Here is a 24,291-nt window from a genome sequence, read left to right on the forward strand (position 1 = left end):
CGCATTTGTCTCTCCTACGGTTACAAAAACGGCGCGGTCGCCGGCGACCAGTTCGAATGCCGACGCTACTGAGTGGCAGAGAGCGAACGGCCGCGAGGAGAGTAGCCGACCGCCTCAGCGTCCGAACAGACGCTGTCTGAGGCTTCGGTCGGTGGCGCGCTCCACCAGGAGAACCGCGTGGTCGGTGTCGTTGACCACGTCGAGGTGCAGCGAGTCGGTCAGGAGTCGAGTGAGAAGGCCCTGTTCGGTCGCTCCCATCAGCACCATCGAGTGGCTGTCGGCCCGGTCGGCGATGGCTCGTTCGATGTCGCCGGAGTCGTCGACGATTCGCGCCGCGTCCTGCAGGCCGTGTTCGGTCGCCCAGTCGGAGAGGAACGCCTCGCCCCGTTCGCGGTCGTCCGGGCCGTCGACGACGTGAAGGAGCGTCACCTCCGACCCGACGGTCGAGTGGAGGGACTTCGCGACCTCGGCGCTCAGCGCCGAGTGGGCGCTATCGACCGTCGGCAAGAGGAGTCGGCTGGTGTCGTAGTTCCGGTCGTTGAGGACGAGGAAGTCGCAGGGCAGGCGACTCGTCAACTCGCTCATCGTCCGCTCTGCACGTCCTCCCGCCCAGATTCGGTCGTTGCTCCAGCCCATGACGACGAGGTCCGCGTCTTTGCGGCGGGCGACGGTGAATATCTCCTCGAACGAGCGGTGTGAGACGACGGTCGACGTGCGGGCTTCGATATCGTAGCCGGCAGCGCGTTCGCGGGCGTCTTCGAGCTGCTCGTTGGAGTGTGCGATAATCCGCTGGTTCTGTGCGGCACCGTAGCGTTGCGAGACGCGCGAGGGGACCTGCACCACGTGGACGATGTCGACGATGGCGTCCTCTTTCGACTTCGCGAGCGCGCAGGCGAGTTCGACGACGTGCGACTCGGTCCGCGGGTTCGCGATGGGGACGACGACCCGGTAGGAGTCCGGGTGGTCTTCGGTTCCCTCTTCGGTCTCGATGAGCGGGACGTACGACCGTCCCGCGAGTCCACCCAGCACCCACTCGCGAATCGAGAGCTGCCGTTTCGCCCCCTCGAAGCGAGCGGATTCCAACCGGTTTTCCGTCGTCTGGAAGTAGTTGACGACGGTGACGAGGACGACGCCGCCGAAGGTGTTGCCCAACAGGACGGGGACGACGAACTCGGTCAGGCCGACGAGGAACGCCAGCTGGCCGTTCATCACGAGGTAGACCATCTCGGTGTAGGAGACGACGACGTGGAAGAGGCCACCCAGCGGGACCGCGAGGAACGCGAGGTAGACGACGACGAGACGAGAGATGGTGTCGCGGGCGGCGAAGGTGACCCAGACGACGCCGGCGACGATGAGGCCGGCGAACGCGGCCTTGAAGAAGAGACTCCACCATGGCGTCTCGACGCCCTTCTGAGCGAGTTCGAGCGCCGCGTTCGCGGCTTCCGGCGAGAGGACGCCGCCGAAGGCGAGAGCGGCCGCACCGAGCGTCCCGCCGAAGAGGTTCCCCGCGAGGACGACGACCCAGTTACGCAAGAGCGCGGGGATACTGGCCAACCGCTCCAGCGTCAACGCGACCGGCGGGAGCGTGTTCTCGGTGTAGAGCTGATAGCCCCCGATGATGATGTAGATGAACCCGAGCGGGTAGAGCATCGCACTTAACACCGGGTCGCCGCCGGTGGACGCCTTCATCGAGACGTAGAGGAGGAACGTGATCGTAATCGCGAAGCCCGCGGCGAGGGCGCTGAAGAACAGTTCCCGCGCCCCGGAGGTTATCTCCTCGTCCGCGGCCGCGACGATGCGCTGGAACACCTCGTCGGACGAAAACCGGTCGCGAACCACCGAACCGACCGCCGGCGCGCCGCTTCGTGACCGTTCGACGGCCTCGCGAACGGATTCGTCGAGCTCCGTCGACTCGGGTTCTGTCATTGAGCGGTGTTTTTCGAATAAACCGTTCTAAACGTACCGGTTCAGGCCGTCTACAACAGTTCGGTCGCGTCGGAAGCGGCCACCCATGTGTGTCGAGTATCATCTACGACGTATCCGTACCCACGACCAACAGACGCCACCGCTGCAACCGCTGCGGCCGCGGTTTCGACTCCGGGGGCGACTCGACGAACACGTCGAGCGCCGCCACCCGAAGGAGGACGTCCGCTGGTGGGTCGTCGTCGAAGACCCCGCGAAGGACCGCAAGTTCTCGCGCTGACCGTCCCGACCCCCCGCTCCGCGGTCGCCGGCGACCGCAGGCGACGCCCTCAGCCGAGGTGGCTCTCGAACCAGTCGGCGGCGAGGTCGGCCACCTCGTCCAGTTCGTCCGGCCCCTCGAACAGGTGGCCCGCGCCGGCGACGACCTCCAACGACTTCTCGCAGTCCAGTCGGGCGAACGCGTCGCGGTTCAGGCTCAAAACCGGCTCGTCGGCACCGCCGACGACGAACAGCGTCGGTGCCGTCACGTCGCCGAGCCGCGACTCCGCGAGGTCGACGCGCCCGCCGCGAGAGACGACCGCGCCGGCGTCGTCGCCGAGGTCGGCCGCCGCGAGGACCGCCGCCGCTGCGCCGGTGCTCGACCCGAAGTAGCCGTAGTCGAGGGCCGCGACGTCGTCGCGGCCGCGGAGCCACTCGGTCGCGCCGAGCAGTCGCTCGGTCAGAAGCGAGATGTCGAACCGCGTCTCGTACGTCTCGTCTTCCGCCTCCGTGAGCAGGTCGAAAAGGAGCGTCCCGAGCCCGCGGTCGCGGATGACCTCGGCGACGAAGTTGTTCCGCGGGCTCTTCCGACTGCTGCCGCTGCCGTGGGCGAACACCACGAGCCCCGACGCCCCGGACGGAACGCGGAGGTCGCCCTCCAGCACCGCGTCGCCGACGGGTATCGAGACGAGGTTCGTCGTCGTGTCGTTCATACGAGACAATACGCTCGAACCGGGCTTAGACCTGTCTCGACCCGTCGCTTCGCGTGAATCCGCAGTCCGTTCGTTCTGATGGTCATGACTTACACAATTAATGTTAATAGATACTCGGGAGTACACCCGCACGCCAACTATGGTGAGTGTTACCGACCTACAGACGATGTACGAGCAGATGGTGACCGCTCGGCACTACGAGGAGCGACTGGTGGACGAGTACCTCGTCGGCAAGCAGCCGGCGTTCGACATCTCGGCGGGGCCGATTCCCGGCGAACTCCACCTCGCGGCCGGCCACGAGGCGTCCGGAGCGGGCGTCTGCATGCACCTCCGTGACGACGACACGGTGACCGCGCCGCACCGACCGCACCACATCGCCATCGCGAAGGGCGTCGACCTCAAGCGCATGACCGCCGAGATTTTCGGCCGGAAGACGGGGCTCTGCCGCGGGAAGGGCGGGCACATGCACCTGTTCGACCCCGACGTGAACTTCGCGTGCTCGGGCATCATCGCGCAGGGCTGTCCGCCGGCGGTCGGCGCGGCGATGGCGGCGAAAAAGCGGAACACCGACGCCGTGGCCGTCGCCTTCCTCGGGGAGGGCGCTATCGACCAGGGCGGCTTCCTCGAATCGCTGAACCTCGCGGCGGTCCACGACCTCCCGGTCGTCTTCGTCGTCGAGGACAACGACTGGGCCATCAGCATGCCGAAAGACCGCGTGACCGACGTGCAGAACGGCGCACAGCGCGCCGCCGGCTTCGACCTGCCCGGCGTCCGAATCGACTCCGACGACGCCACGGCGGTCTACGAGGCCGCGGGCGAGGCCGTGATGCGCGCCCGCGACGGCAACGGGCCGACGCTCATCGAGGTACAGGTCCACCGCCGGATGGGCCACTTCATGGGCGACGCCGAAGCCTATCGACCGGAGGCCGACATCGACCGCGCGAAGCAGCGCGACTCCATCGAGCGACTCGCCGAGGACCTCCGCTCGCACGGCGTGACCGACGACGAACTCGACGAAATTCGAGAGCGCGCCCACGAGCGGGTCGAGGAGGCGATTTCGTGGGCCAAAGAGCAGCCCGAACCGGCCCCGGAGGAGGCGTACGAGAACGTGTTTACGAACCCGCCGGCGCAGGCGGCGACGGACGGCGGGAGCGCGACAGACGCGCCGGACGACGCCGGCGAGACGGGAGGTGACAACTGATGGCGACCGAGTCACGAGACTACACGGAAGCGACCGAGACGGACCGCGAACTGACCATGAGCAGGGCGATGGTCGAGGCCATCGCGTGGGAGATGCGCGAGAACGAGGAGGTGTTCTACATGGGCGAGGACGTCGCCGACTACGGCGGCATCTTCTCCAGTACGACCGGCCTCTTGGACGAGTTCGGCCGCGACCGCGTGATGGACGTGCCCATCAGCGAGACGGCCTACCTCGGCGCGGCCGTCGGGGCCGCACAGGCCGGCATGCGCCCGATTGCCGAACTGATGTTCGTCGACTTCTTCGGCGTCGCCATGGACCAGATCTACAACAACATGGCGAAGAACACCTACATGAGCGGCGGGTCCTTTTCGGTCCCGATGGTGCTGACCACGGCCGTCGGCGGAACTTACAACGACGCCGGCCAGCACTCCCAGACGCTCTACGGGACCTTCGCCCACCTGCCGGGGATGAAAGTCGTCGTCCCCTCGACGGCCTACGACGCCAAGGGCCTGATGCACAGCGCCATCCGCGACGACGACCCGGTCGTCTACATGTTCCACAAGCGCCTCATGGGCCTCGGTTGGATGCCCTCGCCCTCGGGCCCGAAGACCGGGGTTCCCAAGGACGACTACACGATTCCGTTCGGCGAGGCCGACGTGAAGCGCCCCGGCGACGACGTGACCGTGGTCACCCTCGGCCTGCACGTCCACCGGGCGATGGAGGCCGCGGAACAGCTCGACGACGACGGCATCGACGCCGAGGTCATCGACCTCCGGACGCTCGTGCCGCTCGACACCGAGACGGTGCTCGACTCGGTCCGCAAGACCGGGAAACTCCTCGTCGTGGACGAAGACTACCAGTCGTTCGGCGTGACGGGGGAAATCATCGCGCGGGCCGCCGAGGGCGCGCTGGACGACCTCTCGGCCGTCAAGCGCCTCGCCATCCCCGACGTGCCGATTCCCTACGCCCGCTCGCTGGAAGACGAGGTCAACCCCGGCACCGACGATATCGCGGCGGCCGTCCGCGAACTCCACGAATGAGACGAGCGCCCGAAACAGACGGGGACGGAGGCAGAGACGGGAACGGAGGCGGACGATGAGCGACGCCCTCGACGTGAACTCGGCGGACTCGTGGCCCGACGACGCCGACGACGTGGCCGAGGGCTACCTCGCCAACTGGTTCGTCCGCGAGGGGTCGGCGGTCGACGAGGGAGAGACGCTCTGCGAGATACAGGTCGAGAAGGTGAGCATCGACGTGGCCGCGCCGACGACGGGGACGGTCACGGAGATACTCGTCGCCGAGGGCGGCGACTTCGACCGCGGCGACGTGCTCGCGCGGGTGCAACCGAGCGCCTGACGACGGCTATTTTTCGGCGGTACGCTGTTCGGGTCAACAGGGAGAGACGTCGTCACCGCTGGTGCGTTCGACATCCGTCTCGGTCACGAGGTAGAGCGCCTCCGAGGACGAGTCCGCTTCTTCGCCTTCTTTGCCGTACCAGTACGGATGCGTCACGTCGACGACGACGCCGTCAGCAGAGCGTTCGACGACCATCGCTTCTTTGCTCGCCGTCGTCGGTGTCGTTCCCCAACTCAGGAGACAGGTGGCGTTCTGCAAACGGGTTTCGAGATAGGCTTCTTCGGCGGCGAGCGCTCGGGCTTTGGCGTCCTCGTCTGAAACTTCGGTGAGTGGAACTGCAGTTTCAGATTCCGGTGTTGCCGTCTGGTCATCGGTCGTCTCGGGGTGAGTCGTGGTGGGTGAGCCATCACCAGTCGGTGTGTCGGCGAGACATCCTGCGAGACCGATTCCGAAGACGAGAACGATGCCGGTACGCTGGAGGATACGTCTTCGGTGGTGAGGAGAGTCCATAGACTCGTCTGCAACGTGGACCACAATATGTCTTCTGTCCAACTAAACGTGCGGGCCAGTCGTGTCGGGCACGCTACGACTCGTGGTCGCCGTTCTTCGACCGGTGGGTCTCCGCCAGCGCCCGGTTCATCAGGACAGTATGCGCCTCGACTTCCTGTGCGTCGTCTGTCGGGCGTAGTTGCTGGTACCGACCGTCGGCGTCCATCACCCAGCGCCGGCGGTTGTCCGACAGGAGCGCGTCGAGGACGGCGTCGAGTTCGGCGCGGTGTTCCGGGTCTTCGACGGGCGCGACGGCCTCGACCCGGCGGTCGAGATTGCGCGTCATCCAGTCGGCAGAGCCGACGTAGTAGTCGGGGTCGCCCGCGTTTTCGAAGTAGAAGATACGCGAGTGTTCGAGGAACCGACCGACGACGCTCGACACCGAGACGTTCTCCGAGAGCCCATCGATGCCGGGCCTGAGCCGGCAGATTCCCCGGACCACGAGGTCGATATCGACGCCCGCCATCGACGCCTCGTAGAGTTCGCGGACCATCGCGGGGTCCTCGAGGGAGTTCATCTTGGCGACGATGCGGGCGTCGCGGCCGGCGCGGGCGTGGTCGGCCTCCCGGCGGACGAGTCGGGTCATCTCCTCGCGGAGACTCGTCGGCGCGACCAGCAGTTTCCGGTAGGTCTCCTGGCGCGAGTGGCCGGTGAAGAAGTTGAACAGGCGAACGAGGTCGTGACCGATGTCGGGGTCGGCCGTGAACAGCCCGAGGTCGGTGTAGAGCTTCGCCGTCTGGGAGTGGTAGTTCCCGGTGGCGACGTGGGAGTACAGTCGCACCTCGTCGTCCTCCTCGCGGACGACGAGCGCCGTCTTCGAGTGGGTCTTCAGCCCGATAGTGCCGTAGGCGACGTGGATGCCCTCCTCTTCGAGGCGGCGGACCCACCGGAGGTTGTTCTCCTCGTCGAACCGCGCTTTGAGTTCGACCATCACCGCGACCTGCTTGCCGTTCTTCGCGGCCTCGATGAGCGTCTCGATGACCTCGGAGTCCGGCGCGGTCCGGTAGATGGTGGCTTTGATGGCCAGCACGTCCGGGTCGGCCGCGGCGGCCGCGAGGAACGTTCCCACCGTGCCCGTAAACGAGTGGTACGGGTGGTGGACGAGCACGTCCTTCCGGGCGATTTCGGCGAACACCGACTCGGGGTCGTCGGCGGAGCGCCCGGCGAACCGCGGGTGGGGCTGCGGCGTCCACGGCTGGACTTCGAGCTCCGGGCGGTCGAGGTCGAAAAGCGACGTGAGCGCCCCGTAGTCCAGCGGTAGGTCGCGCTCGAACACCTCGGGGTCGTCCACGTCGAGTTGTTCCGCGAGCAGGTCGCGGACCGCCTCGGGCGTGCCCGACTGGACTTCCAGCCGAACGACCGTTGCGAACCGGCGCTGGCGGAGCACGTCCTCTATCGTGGCGATGAGGCCCTCGGCGACCTCCTCGTTCCGGCGGACTTCGGCGTTCCGCGTCACCCTGAACGCGGAGGTGTCGATGACCTCGACGTTCGGGAACAACAGGTCGATGTTGCGCTCGATGACGGCCACGAGCGGGACGAACCTGACGGGGGCGGCTGAGCCGGCGGATTCGGAGGTGGAGGCATCGGCGTCGGTCGCCTCGTTTGCGTCGCCGACGCGCTCGTCGACGTTGACGAGTCGCGGGCGGTTGCCGGGGACCTTGACCCGCGAGAACTTCGTCGGCTCGTCGTCGCCCTCGGTCGTTCGGACCGCGAGCGACAGCGAGAGGTTCGAGATGAACGGGAACGGGTGCGCCGGGTCGAACGTCAGGGGCGTGAGCGTCGGCAGGACCGACGCCTCGAAGTAGTCGCGGAGCGCCGCCCGCTCGTCGGGCGCGAGGTCGTCGTAGCCGACGATTTCGATGCCCGCGTCGGCGAGCGCGGGACGGACGAGGTCGTGAAAGCAGGCCGACTGCCGGTCGAGCAGGTCGCGAGCGCGGTCGAGGACGAGCGACCACTGTCGGCTCGGCGTCCGACCGTCGGGCGACAGTTCGCTCACGCCGGCGGCCATCTGCTGTTTCAGGCCGCCGACGCGCTTCATGAAGAACTCGTCGAGGTTCGAGGTGAGAATCGAGAGGAACTTGACGCGCTCGAAAAGCGGGTTGCGGTCGTCGACCGCCTCGTGGAGGACGCGCTCGTGGAAGGCGAGTTCGCTGAGTTCGCGGTTGAGGTACAGCGCGGGGTCAGTGAGGTCGGCGTCGGCTGGAGTGGACTCGCCGTCTCCGCGCTCGCGGACGCGGACCGGCGCGGTCGTCTGACTGTCCTGCCGGGCCTGCGAGTCGCCGCTGCGAGCCTCGTCGTCGGACATGTGCTGAGAGGAGATGGTTCGGCGGCGACCTTTAGTTCGCCGCCTCCGACTCGGCGCGGCTCAGACCAGCGCGGGCTGGCGCGGTTCGAGAATCTTCGAGTCCTTGCGGGACTCGTGGGTGACATCGGACTCGACGGCGACGAGTTCGTCGGCGCGGAGGTCGTAGGCGGTGAGCGCGCCGCCGTAGACCGCGCCCGTGTCGAGCCCCATCGCGTGCTCGAAGACGGCGGGGTGGGCCATGACGGTGTGGCCGAAGAAGACGCGCTCGGGGCCCTCGTAGTGCTCGAACCAGAACGGGCCGTCGTAGCTGTCGCCGGGGTTCATCGCCCGGGTGTTTTCGAGTTCGTCCACGTCGTGTTCGTCGAGCGGCTTTTCGGGGTGGATGCCGCCGTGGACGACGATGGCCCCGTCCCACGTGATAGCGACCGGGAGGTTCGAAATCCACTCGAGGTCGTCGTCGGTCAGCGCGTCTATCTCCTTCGTGCCGCGGATGAGTTTCTCCTCGTTGTTGCCGCGGACGGTCAGGAAGTTGTCGCGCTCGCGGACGTAGTCCACGACGCCCTTGCTGTCCGGCCCCTTCCGCACGAGGTCGCCGACGAAGACGACGAGGTCGTCCTCGGACGGGTCGAGCCGGTCGACGAGGCGTTCGAGCGCCGGCAGACACCCGTGTACGTCGCCGACGACGTACACGTCGTCCCAGTCGTCGATGTCGACTCGAAGGTGTTGCTCGGCGACGTCGGGGTGGAAGGATGGGACACTCATTGGAAACGTTCTCTCCTATTCCAGAACATCCCTGCCTAAGAAAGGGTTGCTAGTTTCGGAATGTTGTGCTATATAGACGTGGGAGCGTTTGTCTCGCACGGTATCCGAGTCGGCTGCGGCGGCCCGCGCTCAGTCGCCGGCCATCCCGCAATCGCTTTCCGGCGCGGCCGCGAAGTCGCGGCCATGAGCATCGGACCCCTCGACGACGAGACGGTCGAGAAGTATCGAGAGGCAGGGGAGGTCCTGCGCACGGTGCTGGACGAGTCGGCCGAGATGGTCGAACCCGGCGTCACCCACCTCGAAGTCGCCGAGTACGCCGAAGGTCGCATCCGCGAACTCGCCGACGGCTGCGCCTTCCCGGTCAACATCAGCGTCAACGAGGAGGCCTCGCACGCCAGCCCCGGCCGCGACGACGACACCGTGTTCGGCGAGGACATGGTCTGTCTCGACGTCGGCGTCCACGTCGACGGCTACATCGCCGACTCCGCCGTGACCGTCGACCTCTCGGGCAACGACGAACTCGTCGAGTCCGCCGAGGAGGCGCTCGACGCCGCCCTCGACATGGTCGAAGCGGGCGCGCACACCGGGAAAATCGGCGCGGAAATCGAGGACGTGATTCGCGGCTACGGCTACACGCCCGTCCTCAACCTCTCGGGCCACGGCGTCGAACAGTGGGACGCCCACACCGACCCGACCATCCCGAACCGCGGCGCAGAGCGCGGCGTCGAACTCGAAGTCGGCGACGTAATCGCCATCGAACCGTTCGCCACCGACGGCTCCGGCAAGGTCACCGAGGGCTCGAAAAACGAGATTTACAGCCTCGTCAACGACCGCTCGGTCCGCGACCGCATGTCGCGCAAACTGCTCGACGAGGTGCGCGAGAAGTACAAACTGCTCCCCTTCGCGGGTCGCTGGTTCGAGGGCGGCCGCTCCGAGATGGCCATCCGCCGGCTCGAACAGCAGGGCATCCTGCGCGGCTACCCCGTCCTGAAAGAAGAGGAGGGCGCGCTGGTCGGACAGGCCGAAGACACCATCATCGTCACCGAAGACGGCTACGAGAACCTCACGCGGTAATCGGACGAAGTCGGGGTCGGCATCGAGGTCGACACCGACCGCTCCGAGACCGAAACGGCTTGCACGTCCGGTCCCGTTGGGCCGCCATGGACCAACTGTTCGCCCCGTGGCGCATCGAGTGGGTCGCCCGCGACGACGACCAAGACGCGGCCGACGCCGACGACCCGGACGACGACCGCTGTCCCTTCTGTGCGCTCCCCGAACGCGACGACGACAGAGAGAGCAAAATCGTCGCTCGCTCCCCGCACTCGTTCGTCCTCCTGAACAACTACCCCTACGCGCCGGGCCACGTCATGGTCATCCCGTACCGCCACACCGGCGAGTTCGCCGCCCTCTCCGACGAGGAACTCCTCGACCACGCGCGGCTCAAATCGAAGACGCTCGCCGCGTTAGACGCCGCCTTCGACCCCGACGGCTGTAACGCGGGCGAGAACCTCGGCGGGTCGGCCGCCGGCGGCTCCATCGACGACCACCTCCACACCCACGTCGTCCCGCGGTGGAGCGGCGACACCAACTTCATGCCGGTCATCTCCGACACGAAAGTGCTCGTGCAGGCCCTCGACGACTCCTACGACCAACTTCGCGAGGCGTTCGCCGGCCTCGACGGCGCGGTCGTTGACGGCGACGACGACGCGGTTTACTTCGAATTAGACTGACTCTAAAACTCACGTCGAGTGCGTCTAATAGGCCGCTCCGGCCCGAAGCGCATTTGAACCCCACTCCCGAAAGCCACGGTAATGGAGCGAAAGCGGGCCATCCGTCGAGTCGGATTCGTCGTCCTCGTGGCGAACCTGCTTCTCGTCATCGGGAAGGGCGGCGTGTGGTGGACGACCGGGAGTCTGGCCCTCGGGTCCGAGGCGGTCAACAGCCTCTCGGACGTGGTCTACAGCACCATCATCCTCGGCGGCCTCTACCTGACGACGAAGCCGCCGGACTGGGAACACCCCCACGGCCACGAGCGCATCGAGCCGTTCATCTCGCTTTTCGTCGCGGTCGGCATCTTCGCCGCCGGCGGGGCGATTCTCTGGCAGAGCACGTCCAGCATCCTCGCCGGAAGCTACGGCGGGTCCGCGGGGATGCTCGGCGTCGTCGTCCTTGTCGTCGCGGCGGCGGGGAAGTACGTCCTCTACCGCTACTGCTACTCGGTCGGCCGCGAGCAGAACTCGCCCGCGCTCGTCGCCGCCGGCGTCGACAACCGAAACGACATCCTCACCGCGGGCGCGGCGCTCGTCGGCGTGGTCGGCGGCCAGTTCGGCTACCCAATCTTGGACCCGCTGGCCGCCATGGTCGTCTCCATCGGCATCGTCTACACCGGCTACGAAATCGTCCGCGACAACGTGAACTACCTCGTCGGGGCCGCGCCGCCGGAGTATCTCCGGGCGCTCATCGTCCAGACCGCCCTGTCGCACCCCGACGTCTACGGCGCACACGACGTGGTCGCCCACTACGTCGGCCCCGAAATCGACGTGAGCCTCCACATCGAGGTCGAAGGCGACATGACGCTCGCGGAGGCCCACGACATCGAGACGTGGGTCGTCCAGGCGATTCGGAACATCGACGAGGTCGACGACGTGTTCGTCCACATCGACCCGCGAGAGCTCGGCGAGTGGAAGGAAGACGACGAGACGGACCGCTACACCATGTTCTCGCCCGACGGCGGCAACAGTCGCTGACGCGTCGGGAGGTGTTCAGAACAGTTTCTGCGCTTCCAGTCGGAGCGCTCCGAGGTGAGGCACGTGGAACTGGCCTTTCGCCCGCACCCAGTCGGGTCGGACCGGCGAGGCGATACCCTGCGCTTGGTCGTAGTAGTCGTTGTTGTCGCCGCGGGTGACGTAGCCGGCGTGCGGCGCGGGACAGTTCAGAAGCTCCGCACAGGAGTCCGCGCCGCTCGCGTAGGACTCGTTGGCCCGGTCGTACCAGTTCTCGCCGTCCTCGACCCAGAAGACGGCGCGGTGGATGATGGGCGTGGGGTGCGACGGCGCGTCGTAGACGACGACGTCGCCCGGCCCGCCGAGCCGCCCGTAGCCCTCGCTCTCGTTGGCCGTGACGACGCCGTAGTCGTCGGCCGCGGGGCCGCCGTAGCGACCCTCCGCGGTCACGACGACGAGGTCGCCGCGTTCGAGGGTCGGTTGCATGCTCCCGCTCTCGATAGCGACCATCGGGGGCCACACGCCGCTCACCGCGAAGAGCACCGCGCCGACCGCGGCGACGATAGCGACCGTCTCCAGCGCGTCTCTCGCGAACGTTCGGGGCTCCGATGGGCTGTCGTCGGACACGGGTGCTGTCACCCCGCGAGTCGCTATCAATCTGTTGATGGGTTCGGCGGAGAGAAACCGTTAGGACCGGGCGGCTCGACGGTCGACTCGTGACCGACGACTACCGTCTCGTCCCCGAGTTCCCCGACCCCGAAACGTACGTCTCTCTCCGCGACGCCGCCGGGATGCCTCCCCGGTCTCTCGCGGCCGCCGAGCGCGGCGTTCCGAACACGATTTTCGGCGTGCGCGTCGTCTTCGAGGGAGCGACCGGGGGCGACGACTCGGACGAGCGCGTCGTCGGCATGGGTCGGCTCGTCGGCGACGGCGGCACCGTCTTTCAGGTCGTCGACGTGGCGGTCCACCCCGACCATCAGGGCCGCGGGCTCGGCACCCGCGTGATGGACGCGCTCGTGGACTACCTCGACCGCGAGGCCCCGCCGTCGGCGTTCGTGAACCTCCTGGCCGACGTGGACGGCTACTACGAGCGCTGGGGGTTCGAACCGACCGCGCCAGCGTCGAAAGGGATGTTTCTCCGGGTCGGTGAGGACGGCGTTCGGGGGCGCGACGAGAACTGAGAAACGAGCGTGAACCGGTTCGGGGGGTTCGGACCGGGTCGGGTCGGTCCGGGTCGGTCCGGGTCGGTTCAGGGGGTGCTGGTCCGAAGCGAACCCGACCGCTCAGGCGGCGGTGGGCTCGCGCGGCTCGGGCTGTGCCTCGACCGGTTCGGCGAAGGCGTAGACGGTCTGGTGGGCGGTCACCTTCACGCGGGCGAAGTCACCGGGTTCGAGGCCGTGTTCGGTCGCGTTCTGGACGATTATCTGGCGGTAGGCCTCGTCGCGGCACTTCACGGAGTCGCCGGTGCCCTCTTGGACGACGAGCACCTCGCACTCCGTGCCGACCATCTCGTCGTAGGCGGCGGCGACGATGTCCATCTTCGCCTCGGACATCTCCTTGGAGCGCTCCTTTTTGAGCGTCCCGCCGAGGCCCTTCAGGTCGGCGGCGTCGGTGCCGGGGCGCTTCGAAAAGCGCGTGACGTTGACCTTCTCGGGGCGAATCTCGCGGAGCAGCTCCATCGACCGCTCGTGGTCCTCGTCGGTCTCGGTCGGGTAGCCGACGATGAAGTCGGTCGAGAGCGTCCAGTACGCGAGCTCCCGGTCGAACGTCTCGACGATTTCCCTGAACTTGTCGACGCGGTGCTGGCGGCGCATGTGTTCGAGCACCTCGTCGGAGCCGGACTGCACCGGCGCGTGGATGAAGTTGTAGAGCTTGTCGTGTTCGGCGAACACCGCGGCGAGTTCCTCGCGGATGCCGTGGACGCCGCCGGGGTTGGCCATGCCGACGCGAACGCGGAACTCGCCGTCGATTTCGGTGCAGATGCGGTCCAGTAGCTCGGGGAGCTTCCGGTCGCCCTTGTCCCAGCCGTAGACGCCGGTGTCCTGTCCCGTGATGCGGAGTTCCTTCGCGCCGGCGTGGACGAGCGCCCGCGCCTTCTCGACGTTTTCGTCGACCGAGGGGGAATCGACCCGACCGGTGGCGAACTTCGTGATGCAGTACGAGCAGTTCGACATACAGCCGCGGGCGATTGGCAGGATGCCGACGACGCCGTCCAAGACGGGTTCGACGCCGGGACCGGGAGTCGGGCACTCGCCGTTGGTGACGGCGGTCGGCACGTCGTCCCAGTGGAGAATCTGGGCGTCGATACCCTCCTCGCGGAAGTCGTTGCCCTGCGCGAGCGCCATACAGCCCGTGATGATGAGGTCCGCCGTCTCCGCCTCCAGCTCTTTGGCCCGACGGAGCATGTTCCGCTCCGTCTTCTCCACGACCGTACAGGTGTTCATGATGGCGACATCGGCCTCCTCGGGCCCGTCGACGCGGTAGTGACCGGCGTCGCGGAGCGCGCTCTCGATGGCGCGGCTCTCGCCGCGGTTCGAGGTGCAGCCGTATGTCTCGATGTGGTATCGGGCCATTCGGTTATCCCACGTACCGGGTCAGCGGGCAAAAACGCCGCGGTCTCCCGCGAGACCGCCGGCGTCCGCGGGCCGTGATAGCGTCCCCCGAGTGCTTCGCCCGCTCGACGTGGACGCCGACGCCGACGAACACGGCGGGCGGAGCGTCGCACCGACCGGACGCTCCGTCGCCGAGGAGTCTCGCGCCGGCCGTATCATCCGCCCGAGGACGAATATAATTCATTACCTCAAGCGTTGTATTTAGATTCGCTATGAAGTTCAACATGCGCGCCATCGCCTACGGGTTCATCGCGACCGTAGTCGTCGGCATCCTCAGCGGCTTCGCGGTCCCCTTCACGAACGTCACCCTTCCCACGGTCGGCTACGTCCTCACGGGCATCATCGGCGGCCTCGTCGCCGGCTACCTCGTCACGACCGGCATGGCCGACGGTGCGCTCAACGGCCTCGTCGGCACGACGCTGGGCGCGATTATCGTCGCCATCGGCCTCGTGATTATGAACGTCCTGTTCGCGGGCGCGTTCTTCGGCCTGACCGTGTTCGCCGCGGCCGTCGTCATCATCGCCCTCGCGGGCATCCCCGGCGCTATCGGCGGTGCGGTCGGCAGCATGCTCCACGACCGCTCGGCCGCCCGCCGCACCAGACCCGCGGCCTGAGCCGACTCGGCCCCGGTTCCTGTTTTTCGCCCGTGTTTCGCCTTCCGCCCGAACCCTCACGCGTCCTCTCAGTTCCTCTCGCCCCCTCTCACTTTCGCGCCCTCGCCACCGCTCCCGGCGAAAAGTTACTTGTCACGGTGTTGTGCAGTTGTGGTAGATGCGTTCCCGCAGGATACCGCCCGGTTCGCCCTCCGACCACGACTCGGGCTCGACCGACAGCGACGCTTCGTCCGCCGCTCACAGTCCGTCTTCCGTCGGTTCTCCACGCCGCCGCGACGTACTCCGGCTCCTCGGGTCGGGTGCGGCCGTCGGCCTCGCCGGGTGCCTCGGCGGCGACGAACAGACCGACGACGACTCCGCCGAGGGTGTCCGCTTCGAAAGCGGCTGGCGGACCTACGCCCACGACGACGCCAACACCGCGTTCCTCCGCGAGGGAACCCCCATCTCCGAGCCGACCATCGAGTACGAACCCGATTTCGGGATGGACTCCACCGAGCCCGTCGTCGCCGACGGAGTGGGCTACACGCCCGGCGACCCGATGCGAGCAATCGACCCGGCCGCCGGGGAGGAGTTGTGGGCCGCACAGGGCGAGAGTTGGACCGCTCCCGTCGTCCTCGACGGCGTCGTCTACTCGCTCGGAACGACGGTTCACGGGCCGAACCGACTCGCGCTCTACCACGCCCGTTCGGGTCGGCTGTTCCGAACTATCGAACTCCCGGGCCGTCCGCAGACGCCGCCGGCGTTCTCCAACGACCGCGAGACGCTGTTTCTCGGCCTCGACGACGAGCGCGTCTGCGCGGTCGACATCGACGCCGGAGAGGTCACCTGGACGCGGTCGCTGTTCGGCGCGGTCCGGCGTCCCCTCGCGGTCAACCTCCACTCGGTGTTCGTCGTCACCGAGGGACAGCGGCTCTACTGTCTCGGTACTGACGGGAGCGCCTACTGGCAGGCCCCGACCGAGACGGTCGAGGCCGTCGCGCCGGTCGTCGGCGACGAGCGGGTGTACATCGCGGGCTGGGACCGAATCGCCGCGCTCGAACGGCGGAACGGCGACGTGGTCTGGGAGGACGACCGCGGCGTCCACAAGCGCCTCGCGTTCGACGGCAAGCGCCTCTACGCCGCCCGCGGGTCGCTCCGGGCGCTCGACAGCGCGACCGGCGAAGAACGGTGGAAGTACGACCCGCGAGAGACCGTCTCCGCCGCGAGCGTCGTCGGCGACACGGTCTACGTCGGCACCGGACACGGTGAACTGGTCGCCCTGAATCGAACCGGCGGCGGCGGCCTCTTCGGCGACCGCGAGCGCTGGTCGATTTCGCTCGGCCGCAACGTCGGCCACTCGCTGGCCGCGACCGACCGCCGGGTGTTCTGTCCGGTCGTCCGCGACGACGGCCTGTTCAGCCTGACCGTCGTCGGCGACGCCGACCCCGACGCGTCGACCGCGGGAACGACCGCTGCTGCGGGGACGAACGCGACCGCGGGGACAGCCGCGGACGCCGGAGGTTCGGGGTCGTGACGGGACCCGGCGCGGACCTTTCCAGACGAACGTTCCTCGGTGCCCTCGGAACCGGCGCGGTCGCCGGTCTCGCGGGCTGTGTCGGCGGCGACGAGGGCTCTACGGGCGACGGTCGCGCCGACTGGCCGCACCCGTACTTCTCGCCCGAGGGGACGGGCTACAACCCCCGCGCGACCGGTCCGGCTTCGAAGCCGAGCGAATCGTGGGGCGTCGAGGTCAACGGTATCGAACTGGCGCGCCCGGTCGTGTTCGGCGAGACGGTCTACCTCGCGACCAGCGAGCGCCTCCGGGCGTTTTCGGTCGGCGACGGAACCGAACTGTGGTCGGTCGAAAGCGACCCCCAGAGCGGCTTTCGCTCGTCGGTGACGGTCGATTCGGAGCGCGTCTACGTCGGCCACGTCGGGACCAGAACCGGCGTGCTCGCGTACACCCACGACGGCGAGGAGGCGTGGCACGCGCCGACCGAGTCGAGCGTCTGGGCACCCGTCGTCCGCCCCGAACCGGACCGCGACCGCCTCTACGCCTCCGACACCGCGGGGAACCTCTACCGCGTCCGCGCCAGCGACGGGACCGTCGAGTGGCGCGAGGAGGTGTTCGGCCCGGTCCGGTCCCTCGCGGCCCGATACGACACCGTCGTCGCGGGCACGGAGGGCGGCGAAGTGTTCTCGTTCCGTGACGAGGGCATCGAGCGCGGCCCGACCGGAGAGTGGCGAACCAAACACCCCGGCGGCGTGCAGTCGCTCGCAGTCGCCCAGTCGAACGACGTGTTCGCCGGCTTCTTCGGCGCAGGCGTCGCGCGGCTCAGAGGCGGCCTCCGCGCCGGTGCCGTAGACTGGCACCGCGAGGATCCCTCGCCGCACGGTTCGGTCGTCGTCGGCCCCCGGCGCGTCTTTTCGACCGACGGGACCGGCCTCGACGCCTTCGACAAGCGTACCGGCTCCCCCTCATGGGCGGCCGGCGACGACTTCTTCGCTCCGCCCGCCGGTGCCGGCGACACGATATTCGTCTCGGACACGAGCGACGACGGCGGCGTCGTCGCCTACGACGCCGGGGGCGGCGTCGGCCTCGACGACACCCGAATCGGGGCCGAGCGCTGGCGATACGAACTCGCGGGCGGCGCGCTGACCGGCCCGACGCCGGCGGGCGACGCGCTGTTCGTACTCGAATCCGGCGGCGACGACGGGTCGCGACGGCTCGTCGCGTTGCGAGCCGAGTGACAAACGCGTGCGAGGGCGGTCGTCCGAGAGAACCGCATCGAGGGACCCCCGCGGCCCTCAGATGAGCCCCAGTATCCACCGGGTGACCTCGGAGGTCGCGAAGAAAGCGCCCTCCAAGCGCGACAGGACCCGCCCCGTCCAGAGCGCGCCGACTATCAGGAGCGTGACCGCGACGAGCCACGCGAACGTCCCGAGCGCCGACCCGCTCACCGCGAGGGGGCTGGCGACCGCCGCGACGCCGACGATGCCCGTGATGTTGAGGATGTTGCTGCCGACGACGTTGCCAACCGAGACCCCGAGACTCCGCTGTCGGAGCGCGACCAGCGAGACGGCGAACTCCGGCGTCGACGTCCCCGCCGCGACGATTGTCCCGCCGATGACCCACTCGGAGACGCCGGCACCGCGGGCCAACTCCGACGCGGCGAGCACCATGTAGTCGCCGCTCACCAACACCAGCCCCAACCCGCCCAAGAGGAACACGGCGTCTCGTCCGGGGAAGTCGATTCGTTCGGTTATCGGGCGGGTCACGCCGCCGTCGCCGAGCGACTGGTCTGTCGCGCCGTCCCCGTCTGACTGGGACCCCCGGAGCAGGTACGCCGTGTAGGCGACGAACGCCCCGACCAAGAGCGCGCCTTCGAGCCTCGTGACCCGGAGGTCGAACAGGACCAGTCCGCCGAGGAGCGTGCTCGCCAGCAGTGCGAGGCCGTCCCGATAGACGAGCGACTCCGCGACCGGAATCACCCGGAGTAGCGAGATGACGCCCAACACGAACGCCAGATTGTAGATGTTCGAACCGAGGACGTTCGCGACCGCGATGTCGCCCAACCCCTTGTACGCGGCGTCGACCGCGACCGAGAGCTCCGGCGTCGAGGTCCCTATCGCGACGATTGTCAGCCCGATGGTGAGTTCCGAGAGCCCGAACCTCCGAGCCGACCGGACGGCGGCGTCGACCAACAGCCGCGCGCCGACCCAGAGCCCCAGTACTGACACGAAAATGACGCCGATTTGAACGACCGGCCCGCCTCGGAGCATGGTACTGGGTTCTCGGGAGTCGAGTAATCAATGTTGGGCACCGGCGACCGCGCGATGCCGACCGGCCGACGACCGACCTATTCCTCGGGCGCGCCGGCGACGATGTCGACGCCCGACGACGCGCCGATGCGCTCCGCGCCGGCTTCGAACATGGCGACCGCCTCGTCGTAGGAGCCGACCCCGCCGGAGGCCTTGACGGGCAGGTACTCGGCCATGAGCGCCACGTCTTCGACCGTCGCACCGCCGTCGGCGAAGCCGGTGGCGGTCTTGACGAAGGCGGCGTCGGCCTCGACGGCGGCCTCGCAGGCGCGGTGCTTCTCTTCCTCGGTGAGGAGCGACGTCTCGATGATGACCTTCACCGGAATCGGGACGGCCGCGACGACCTCGGAGATGTCCTCGGTCACGAGTTCGTCCTCGCCGGCTTTGAGCCGGCCGACGTTGATGACCATGTCCAGTTCGTCCGCGCCGGCCTGCCACGCGTCGACGGCCTCCTCGCGCTTGGCCGTGGTCGTGTGCTGGCCGTGGGGGAAGCCGACGACCGTCGCCAGCAACACGTCCGGAGCGTACTCGCTCGCCTCGCCGACGTAGCACGGCGGGATGCAGGCGTTCATCCCCCACTCGTCGGCGTCGTCGAGGACGGCCTCCACGTCGGCCATCGTCGTCTCGGGTCCGAGGACCGTGTGGTCGATTCGGGCGGCGAGGTCGGCTCGGTTCATACCCTGTCGAGGCGACCCGAGGCTAAAGAACGTAAGGCTTTCACGCCGCCCCGCCGCGCCTCCTGCATGGCCATCCTTCCCGAGGGGTTCGCGCTCCCACCGCTTCCCTACCTCGTCGCCCTCGTCGCGGGACTCGTCGGCGTCGGCGTCGGACTGAGCCGCACGCGCCCGACGGTCACACCCGCCCACGTCGCCGCACTCGTCCCGTGGATGGTGTCGGGGTCGGCGCTGCACGTCCTCTACGTCATCGACGCGCTCCCGCCCGCGGTCGAACCGCTCGCCGGCACGCCCTCCGTCTACCTCTCCGTGGCCGTCGCCGCCGGCGCGACGTGGCTCGCGCTCGACGCGGCCGACCTCGCCTCCCCGACGGCGCTCGCGGTTCCCGGACTGCTCGTCGCCGCCGGACTCGCGGGCTTCGCGCTCTTTATCGGTCTGGCCGCCGGGACGCTCTCAGTCGTCTGGCCCGGCGTCGCCCTCGTCGCCGCGCTCGCGGTCACGCCGCTGACGTGGCGCGTCGTGACGCGAATCGACACCGACGCGGCCGCCGCGGGGTCGCTCGGCCTGCTCGCCATCTTCGGGCACGCCCTCGACGCGCTGTCGACCGCCGTCGGCATCGACGTGCTCGGCTTCGGCGAGCGGACGCCGCTGTCGCGCATCATCCTCGAAGCCGCCGCGGCGCTCCCGACCGCCGAGGTCATCGGCGTCGGCTGGCTGTTCGTCCTCGTGAAACTCGTCGTGGCCGGCTTCGTGGTCGCCCTGCTCGCCGACTACGTCCGCGAGGACCCGACGGAGGGGTCGCTCCTCTTGGGTCTCGTCGCCGCCGTCGGCCTCGGCCCCGGCGTCCACAACCTCCTGTTGTTCGCCATCGCCGGCTGAGACCGCGATTCTGCTCGGACGCGCCCACACTCCATTTTCTCGACACCGTAGTCGCCCGACCCGGGAGAGTTATCCCACCGGCGAACCGACCTACGCGGACGCATGTCCCGTGTCATCTGCGCCGGCCACGTGAACTGGGACGTCACCCTCCGCGTGGACGCGCTGCCGGAGCCCGACGGCGAGGCGACCGTCGAGTCGCGGGTCGGCGCGGGCGGCGGGAGCGCCGCCAACGTCGCCAGCGGCCTCGTCGGCCTCGACGTGCCCGCCGCGCTCCTCGGGAGCGTCGGCGACGACGAACACGGCCACGCCGCCGTCGCCGAACTCGCCTCGAAGGGCGTCGACTGCCGCCACGTCGTCAGCGTCGACCGCGGCCCGACCACGGTCAAGTACATCGTCGTCGACGCCGCGGGCGAGGTGTTCGTCCTCGGCTCCCCCGGCGTCAACGAGGCGTTCGAGGCGACCGACCTCCCGGCCGCCCCGCTCGCGGCGGCCGACCACCTCCACCTGACGAGCCAGTCGCCCGACACGGCCGCGACGCTCGCCAGACGGGCCCACGAGGTGGATACGACGGTCAGCTTCGACCCCGGCCGGCGCGTCGGCGACCGGGGCTACGCCGACGCCCTCCGCGAGGTTGACTACGTGTTTCTCAACGACCGCGAGGCCGCCACCGCGCTGGGCGAGGCGGCGGTCGAGCGCGGCCGAAGCGCCGGCTCGGAGCCCGCGTCCGAGGTCGCCGAGGCGCTCGCGCGGACGACGCTCGTCCTCAAACACGGCCCGCGCGGCGCGGAGGTCAGAGACGGCGACGACCGACACGTTCACCCCGGCTACCCCGTCGACGCGGTGGACACGACCGGTGCGGGCGACGCCTTCGCCTCGGGCTTCATCGCCGCTCGCCTCGACGGGGCCGCCTACGAGCGGGCGCTGGCGGTCGCCAACGCCTGCGGCGCGCTCACCGCGGCCGAGCCGGGCGCGCGGACGCAACTCAGTTGGCGACGGCTGGACGACCTCGTCGAGGGCTGAACCGGCCGCGCGACCGTTTCGACGCCGCCCGAACCCGGGCCGACCCCGACCCGACAAATTTTATCCCCACCAGTCATTCGTCGGGACGATGTTAGACCAGCTCCCGGTCGCCGTCGCCGCCCTCGACGCCGCGTCGAGCCTCGGTGCGGTCGCCGGGCGACTGCTCCTCGGCGCGATCGTCGGGGTCGCGGCCGCGGTCGTGATGGCCATCCCGATGTGGCGACAGGACGAGGGCTTCACCCCCGCCTACGTCGCCGCGTCGGTCGTCCGACGGACGACGCCCGACGAGGTGAGCTTCGGCGACGCCAACGTCGTCCACCACGCCGCCGGCGCGCTCGCCGGCGTCCTCTACGCGTTCGTCTACCTCGCGACCGACGCCGTCGCGCCGGACCTCGGGGTCGCCGGCGTCGACCTCCCGTCGCACCTCGTCGCGACCGCGGTCGTCGTGGCGTTCATCTACGTCGCGTTCGCCCGCCTCGTCCTCCCGCGCGCCGGCCGGCGCATCTACGAGGAGCGCGCGACGGCGGTCCGCGGGCAGTGGCTCCGCTCTTCGCTCGTCTTCGGCGCGACGCTGCTGGTCCTCGCGCCGGCGCTTTTCACCGGGTTCGCGTGACGGCGACCCGGTCGGTTGGCTGGTCGTTCCAGCCGACCGCACCCGCCCCCGGTCGAACCGCGTCGTTTTTGCCCGCGACCCGAGTGGGTCGGAACATGGCGAAACAGCCCCATCTCCTCGTCGAAGAAGGCGACGTGAACGACATCGCGCTCATCCCGGGAGACCCCGGGCGCGTCGACCGCATCGCGAAGCAGTGTGACAACGTCGAGGAAGTCGCGCAGAACCGCGAGTACAAGGTCGTCAACGCCGAGTACGAGGGCGTCCCGCTCACCATCTCCTCGACCGGCATCGGCTGCCCGTCGGCCGCCATCGCCATCGAGGAACTCTCCCGCGTCGGCGTGGAGACGTTCATCCGCGTCGGCACCATCGGCGCGCTCCAGACGGACATCGAAGTCGGTGACATGATCGTCGCCACGGGCGCGGCCAAGGAGGAGGGAACCTCGAAGCGCTACGAGTCCGAGGTCTACCCGGCCGTCCCCGACTACGACGTGCTCACGTCGCTCGTCGACTCGGCGGAGGCCAACGACGAAGACGTGCACGTCGGCCCCATCGTCTCCGACGACGCGTTCTACAACGAGTCCGACGAGTACGTCGACGACTGGAACGACGCCGGCCTGCTCGCCATCGAGATGGAGGCCGCGACGGTGTTCTCGCTCGCCCGCCGGAAGGGTCTCCGCGCCGGCGCTATCTGTACCGTCGACGGCAACCTCGTCGCCGGCACTCAGAAGGGAGCCGACTCGGACGAGGAACTCCCCGAGAAGGCGAAGAACAACGTCGAGCGCGCCATCTCCATCACGCTCGACGCCGTCACCGACCTCGCGTAACCGAGCCGTGGACCTCCGCCACCTCGCGGCCCGAGCGGTCGCACGCGCCGGCGCGCTCCGCGCCCGGCTCCGCCGGATAGAGCGGCGCGAGATGGTGGCGTTCGGTCGGTGGATAGAGAACACGAACAACCTGCTTCACCTCTCGATTCTCCTCATCATCCCCGTGCTCATCGCCGGGGTGACGTTCATCTCCAACTCGGTCAGCACGCTCTCGTTCCTGCTTTTCCCGCCGCTCGCGTCGGGGTCGTACACGCTGTTTTCCGACCCGGAGGGGCGGTACTCGTCGCCGGTGAAGTTCACCGTCTCCCTCACGGTCGGCGCGCTCTGCGGCCTCGTCGCGGTCGGGTTCACCGGGTGGACCTACGGCCCGACGGGGACCGCAATCGTCCACCCGTCGGCGGCGGCGCTCGCCATCTTCCTCGCGGGGGTCACGACGTGGCTCCTCGACGTGGAAGCCCCCTCCGCGTTTTCGACGGCGCTCCTGACGCTCGTCACGGGCGACGTGAACCCCGAGGAGTACGTGGTGAGCATCTTCTTCGCCAGCGTCGTCATCGCCATCGCGTTCACTATCTGGCGCGAGCAGTTCTACGAGCGCCGCGCGGAGTACCTCTACGGGACCGTCCGCGGCGACGACCACGTGCTCGTCCCGATGCGCGGGGAGGCGGCGACCCAGACGGCCTTCTTCGCCGCCCGACTCGCCGCCGCCCACAGCGCCGGCAAGGTCGTCCTCCTCGACGTGCTCCCGCCGGCGGCGACCGCCGAGGGCGGCGCGGACGCGGCCGCGGAAGCCGACGGCGAACTCGACACCGACGCCGACGCGTCGGTCGAGCGCCTCGAATCCTGCGCGCACCAACTGCGGACCCGACTTGGCGTTCCCGTGGAGGTCGCGGTCGCCCGCGGCGACCCGTTGACCGCGACGACCGAGGCCGCGGCGAACACCAATTCGGACCTCGTGGTGGCCCCCTACGAGGAGGACCGCGGTCTGCTTTCGGACTACATCCGCGGCCTGTTCGGCGGGTCGTACGACACCGTGGCGTTCCGCTCGACCGGCGAGACCTACCGCTGGCGGCGCGTGCTCGTCCTCGTCTCCCGCCCCGGCGACGCCGCTCACGCGATGATAGACTTCGCGACCCGCCTCGCCGGGAAGACCGGGAGCGTGAGCGTCACGACCTGCATCTCCACGGAGGTCGAACGGCGGCCCGCAGAGTCGAAACTCGCCAATCTGGTCGAAACCGCGGACGGGAACATCGAGACGCGGGTCGCCCGGTCCGACGTGACTAGTTTCATCGCCTCGAACGCCGCCACCTACGACCTCGTGGTGCTCGGGTCCAGCGGCGACCGGTCGCCCGCCTCGCGGTTCATCTCGCCGCCGACGTTCGAGCGAATCCGCGAGATAGACTGCGACGTTGCGGTGTTCGACCGCGGGCACTGAGCGGCGAGACGCAGAGTCGGAGTCGCTTGCGT

Annotated in this window: 25 protein-coding genes; 16 read left to right on the plus strand and 9 right to left on the minus strand. The window is 68.7% G+C overall.

Going from position 1 to position 24,291, the window contains the following annotated elements; translation table 11 throughout:
• Positions 1–114: 114 nt before the first annotated feature.
• Positions 115–1,926: a formate/nitrite transporter family protein gene (locus ABY42_RS12965; RefSeq protein ID WP_050459690.1), complete on the minus strand. Its 1,812-nt coding sequence runs from the start codon at positions 1,924–1,926 to the stop codon at positions 115–117.
• A gap of 85 nt (positions 1,927–2,011) precedes the next feature.
• Between ABY42_RS12965 and ABY42_RS19880 the strand changes: the two genes are divergently transcribed.
• Positions 2,012–2,203, plus strand: a complete 192-nt coding sequence (locus tag ABY42_RS19880; protein WP_197092936.1) for a hypothetical protein — start codon at positions 2,012–2,014, stop codon at positions 2,201–2,203.
• A gap of 49 nt (positions 2,204–2,252) precedes the next feature.
• Here the strand turns inward: ABY42_RS19880 and ABY42_RS12970 are convergent, their stop codons facing one another.
• Positions 2,253–2,894: a dienelactone hydrolase family protein gene (locus ABY42_RS12970; RefSeq protein WP_050459691.1), complete on the minus strand. Its 642-nt coding sequence runs from the start codon at positions 2,892–2,894 to the stop codon at positions 2,253–2,255.
• 166 nt (positions 2,895–3,060) lie between these two features.
• Here ABY42_RS12970 and ABY42_RS12975 point away from each other — a divergent pair, with 166 nt between their 5' ends.
• Genes ABY42_RS12975 through ABY42_RS12985 form a run of 3 tightly spaced genes read left to right on the plus strand, consistent with a single transcriptional unit; the run spans position 3,061 to position 5,451 of the window.
• Entirely contained in the window at positions 3,061–4,095 is a 1,035-nt protein-coding gene (locus ABY42_RS12975) for a thiamine pyrophosphate-dependent dehydrogenase E1 component subunit alpha (RefSeq protein WP_004974850.1), read from the plus strand.
• Complete coding sequence (locus ABY42_RS12980; protein WP_004974849.1) at positions 4,095–5,135, plus strand: alpha-ketoacid dehydrogenase subunit beta; 1,041 nt, start codon at positions 4,095–4,097, stop codon at positions 5,133–5,135. Before ABY42_RS12975 ends, ABY42_RS12980 begins: the two co-directional genes overlap by 1 nt.
• A gap of 55 nt (positions 5,136–5,190) precedes the next feature.
• Positions 5,191–5,451 (plus strand): lipoyl domain-containing protein, encoded by a 261-nt coding sequence (locus tag ABY42_RS12985; protein ID WP_050459692.1) that lies wholly within the window; start codon positions 5,191–5,193, stop codon positions 5,449–5,451.
• Positions 5,452–5,484: 33 nt separating this feature from the next.
• Here the strand turns inward: ABY42_RS12985 and ABY42_RS19460 are convergent, their stop codons facing one another.
• The 3 genes from ABY42_RS19460 to ABY42_RS12995 are packed head-to-tail and all read right to left on the minus strand — an operon-like array spanning position 5,485 to position 9,067.
• Positions 5,485–5,985, minus strand: coding sequence for a hypothetical protein (locus ABY42_RS19460; protein WP_156224409.1), 501 nt, complete (start codon positions 5,983–5,985; stop codon positions 5,485–5,487).
• Between the two features lie 49 nt (positions 5,986–6,034).
• Complete coding sequence (gene ppk1, locus ABY42_RS12990) at positions 6,035–8,305, minus strand: polyphosphate kinase 1 (RefSeq protein ID WP_050459693.1); 2,271 nt, start codon at positions 8,303–8,305, stop codon at positions 6,035–6,037.
• A gap of 60 nt (positions 8,306–8,365) precedes the next feature.
• Positions 8,366–9,067 (minus strand): metallophosphoesterase family protein, encoded by a 702-nt coding sequence (locus tag ABY42_RS12995; protein ID WP_050459694.1) that lies wholly within the window; start codon positions 9,065–9,067, stop codon positions 8,366–8,368.
• 183 nt (positions 9,068–9,250) lie between these two features.
• Here ABY42_RS12995 and map point away from each other — a divergent pair, with 183 nt between their 5' ends.
• The 3 genes from map (at position 9,251) to ABY42_RS13010 (ending at position 11,814) form a co-directional block, all read left to right on the plus strand.
• Positions 9,251–10,141, plus strand: coding sequence for a type II methionyl aminopeptidase (map, locus tag ABY42_RS13000; protein WP_050459695.1), 891 nt, complete (start codon positions 9,251–9,253; stop codon positions 10,139–10,141).
• Between the two features lie 86 nt (positions 10,142–10,227).
• Positions 10,228–10,797 (plus strand): HIT family protein, encoded by a 570-nt coding sequence (locus ABY42_RS13005; RefSeq protein ID WP_050459696.1) that lies wholly within the window; start codon positions 10,228–10,230, stop codon positions 10,795–10,797.
• Between the two features lie 81 nt (positions 10,798–10,878).
• Positions 10,879–11,814, plus strand: a complete 936-nt coding sequence (locus ABY42_RS13010) for a cation diffusion facilitator family transporter (protein WP_050459697.1) — start codon at positions 10,879–10,881, stop codon at positions 11,812–11,814.
• Between the two features lie 15 nt (positions 11,815–11,829).
• On the opposite strand, the gene ABY42_RS13015 is transcribed toward ABY42_RS13010, so the two are convergent.
• The gene (locus tag ABY42_RS13015; protein WP_004974830.1) at positions 11,830–12,417 is read right to left on the minus strand and encodes a S26 family signal peptidase; all 588 of its coding nucleotides are present in this window, start codon (positions 12,415–12,417) and stop codon (positions 11,830–11,832) included.
• A gap of 89 nt (positions 12,418–12,506) precedes the next feature.
• Here ABY42_RS13015 and ABY42_RS13020 point away from each other — a divergent pair, with 89 nt between their 5' ends.
• Positions 12,507–12,971, plus strand: coding sequence for a GNAT family N-acetyltransferase (locus ABY42_RS13020; protein WP_050459698.1), 465 nt, complete (start codon positions 12,507–12,509; stop codon positions 12,969–12,971).
• A 102-nt stretch (positions 12,972–13,073) separates the two neighbouring features.
• Here the strand turns inward: ABY42_RS13020 and ABY42_RS13025 are convergent, their stop codons facing one another.
• The gene (locus tag ABY42_RS13025) at positions 13,074–14,363 is read right to left on the minus strand and encodes a tRNA (N(6)-L-threonylcarbamoyladenosine(37)-C(2))-methylthiotransferase (RefSeq protein ID WP_050459699.1); all 1,290 of its coding nucleotides are present in this window, start codon (positions 14,361–14,363) and stop codon (positions 13,074–13,076) included.
• 251 nt (positions 14,364–14,614) lie between these two features.
• Between ABY42_RS13025 and ABY42_RS13030 the strand changes: the two genes are divergently transcribed.
• The 3 genes from ABY42_RS13030 to ABY42_RS13040 all read left to right on the plus strand — a co-directional run bounded on the left by ABY42_RS13030 (position 14,615) and on the right by ABY42_RS13040 (position 17,746).
• A complete protein-coding gene (locus ABY42_RS13030; RefSeq protein WP_004974825.1) occupies positions 14,615–15,016 on the plus strand; it encodes a DUF5518 domain-containing protein in 402 nt (133 codons plus the stop codon).
• A 157-nt stretch (positions 15,017–15,173) separates the two neighbouring features.
• Positions 15,174–16,529 carry a PQQ-like beta-propeller repeat protein gene (locus ABY42_RS13035; RefSeq protein WP_050459700.1) on the plus strand — a complete coding sequence of 452 codons (1,356 nt, stop codon included), beginning with the start codon at positions 15,174–15,176 and terminating at the stop codon, positions 16,527–16,529.
• On the plus strand, positions 16,526–17,746 hold the full coding sequence (locus ABY42_RS13040) for an outer membrane protein assembly factor BamB family protein (protein ID WP_050459701.1): 1,221 nt from the start codon (positions 16,526–16,528) through the stop codon (positions 17,744–17,746). Before ABY42_RS13035 ends, ABY42_RS13040 begins: the two co-directional genes overlap by 4 nt.
• 57 nt (positions 17,747–17,803) lie before the next feature.
• Here ABY42_RS13040 and ABY42_RS13045 read toward each other — a convergent pair whose 3' ends face one another.
• Positions 17,804–18,778 (minus strand): sodium:calcium antiporter, encoded by a 975-nt coding sequence (locus ABY42_RS13045; protein WP_004974821.1) that lies wholly within the window; start codon positions 18,776–18,778, stop codon positions 17,804–17,806.
• Between the two features lie 77 nt (positions 18,779–18,855).
• Positions 18,856–19,494: a deoxyribose-phosphate aldolase gene (deoC, locus tag ABY42_RS13050; RefSeq protein WP_050459702.1), complete on the minus strand. Its 639-nt coding sequence runs from the start codon at positions 19,492–19,494 to the stop codon at positions 18,856–18,858.
• A 66-nt stretch (positions 19,495–19,560) separates the two neighbouring features.
• Here deoC and ABY42_RS13055 point away from each other — a divergent pair, with 66 nt between their 5' ends.
• From ABY42_RS13055 to ABY42_RS13075, 5 genes are all read left to right on the plus strand, one after another.
• Positions 19,561–20,370: a DUF63 family protein gene (locus ABY42_RS13055; protein ID WP_050459703.1), complete on the plus strand. Its 810-nt coding sequence runs from the start codon at positions 19,561–19,563 to the stop codon at positions 20,368–20,370.
• Positions 20,371–20,472: 102 nt separating this feature from the next.
• The gene (locus ABY42_RS13060; RefSeq protein ID WP_050459704.1) at positions 20,473–21,390 is read left to right on the plus strand and encodes a carbohydrate kinase family protein; all 918 of its coding nucleotides are present in this window, start codon (positions 20,473–20,475) and stop codon (positions 21,388–21,390) included.
• A gap of 88 nt (positions 21,391–21,478) precedes the next feature.
• On the plus strand, positions 21,479–22,003 hold the full coding sequence (locus ABY42_RS13065) for a hypothetical protein (RefSeq protein WP_050459705.1): 525 nt from the start codon (positions 21,479–21,481) through the stop codon (positions 22,001–22,003).
• A 95-nt stretch (positions 22,004–22,098) separates the two neighbouring features.
• A complete protein-coding gene (locus ABY42_RS13070; RefSeq protein ID WP_050459706.1) occupies positions 22,099–22,827 on the plus strand; it encodes a nucleoside phosphorylase in 729 nt (242 codons plus the stop codon).
• Between the two features lie 7 nt (positions 22,828–22,834).
• The gene (locus tag ABY42_RS13075) at positions 22,835–24,259 is read left to right on the plus strand and encodes a universal stress protein (RefSeq protein WP_004974814.1); all 1,425 of its coding nucleotides are present in this window, start codon (positions 22,835–22,837) and stop codon (positions 24,257–24,259) included.
• The last annotated feature ends 32 nt before the right edge of the window (positions 24,260–24,291 follow it).

Origin of the sequence: Haloferax gibbonsii (genome assembly GCF_001190965.1) — an archaeon.
Lineage (GTDB): Archaea > Halobacteriota > Halobacteria > Halobacteriales > Haloferacaceae > Haloferax > Haloferax gibbonsii.